Source organism: Micromonospora sp. M42 (genome assembly GCF_000568915.1).
In the GTDB taxonomy this organism is placed as follows: domain Bacteria; phylum Actinomycetota; class Actinomycetes; order Mycobacteriales; family Micromonosporaceae; genus Micromonospora; species Micromonospora chalcea.
The window spans coordinates 574,858-576,200 of the sequence record NZ_KK037233.1; the positions used below are offsets into that span (position 1 = coordinate 574,858).

Here is a 1,343-nt window from a genome sequence, read left to right on the forward strand (position 1 = left end):
CGTCCGTGCCCGCGCCGTCGCCGCGGGCCAGTTCGGTGCCCACGCCGTCCACCTCGAACAGGCGCGGCAGCAGCGCGTCCAGGAACGGGTCCGCGCGCAGCCGGTCCACAGTGGGTGGGCGCGTCCCGCGTGGGGCCGGGGAGCCCTGTGCGGCCGCCCACCCGCGCACGAAGTCGTCCCCGGTCGGCGGCGGCGCCTTCTCCGCCAGCAGGAGACCGGCGACGAACCGCCAGCCCGCGAGCATCCGGTCCCGGGGCAGCCGGTCGGCCAGCTTGTACGCCACGTCCGCCAGCCAGGTCACCCCGCGTTCCCGGGCCACGTCGACCACCGGCGCGGCGTCGACGCCGCTCAGCCAGACCGAGCGGCGGCCGAGCAGCGCGGCCACCTTCGTCGGCGTGCTCAGCGTCCCCACCGCTGCGACCGCCAGCGTCGCCGCCTCGCCCTGCCACCACCAGGCGTCCCGCCTGCGGCGCACGTCGGCGACCAGTTCGTCGCCGAGCGCCCGCCGGGCCGGCTCGTCCAACCCGGCCAGGGCGGAGCGGACCTCGGACATCCTGCCGCGCACCACCGCCTCGACGAACCCGGTCACGACAGCACCTCCACCGGCGCCGCGACCATCGACACGGCCAGCGCGTGCCGGCACGGCCCCCGCTGCCCGCGGTGCCGCGCCCACCAGCGACAGGTGCAGGAGTATGCGCCGTCCGGGTGGCGGCGCACCCGGTAGACCTCGGCGTCGGTGCGTACCGTCGCGTCCTCGCCGTCGCGCTCGACCGCGCCGCGCTCGACCAGCGCCCGCGCGCCGAGCAGCCGCGGGTTGTCCCGCTCCGCGCGGCCCGCGTCGTAGGGCATCACCCGGTGGAAGTACGCCCCGTCCGCCACGTCGTACCCGACCCGCCCGGCGGTGCCCAGCTGGGCGAGCGCGGCACGCACCCGCCCGTCGGGCAGCGCGGCGGCGTCGGCCAGCGCGGCCACGTCGATCGTCTGATCCCAGTTGAGCAGCGCGCCCACCAGTTCCGCGTCGTCCACCACGTCGTCACCGGCGAGCGCTGCCAGCGCCGCGCCTTTGCCGGAGAACCCCCGGTACGTTTTTTTGTGACAGCGTCAGCGACACCCGCAGCGCCCCGGTGTCCAGCTCCCACGTGCTCGGCACGGTTCGGCGATCCGGCGCGCACCGCCGGGCCGTACACCCGCAGCGTGCGGGCGTGGCGCAGCACGTCGCGCAGCGCCGCCAGCCGGCCCGCGCCGGCCAGGCAGACCGCGCCCGGCGCCGGGCGGGAGGTCAGCCGCAGCGTACGCCCGGCGGGCACCGCCCACAGCACGCTGCGGTCCGTCGCGGCGGGCAG

Annotated in this window: 1 protein-coding gene and 1 pseudogene; both read right to left on the bottom strand. The window is 77.7% G+C overall.

The window, feature by feature from the left end:
- Window positions 1-589: pseudogene (locus tag MCBG_RS02180) on the bottom strand (hypothetical protein); the annotation flags it as partial.
- Complete coding sequence (locus MCBG_RS33525) at window positions 586-1,029, bottom strand: SWIM zinc finger family protein (RefSeq protein WP_223201008.1); 444 nt, start codon at window positions 1,027-1,029, stop codon at window positions 586-588. The gene MCBG_RS33525 and the pseudogene MCBG_RS02180, both read right to left, overlap by 4 nt.
- Window positions 1,030-1,343 lie beyond the last annotated feature (314 nt).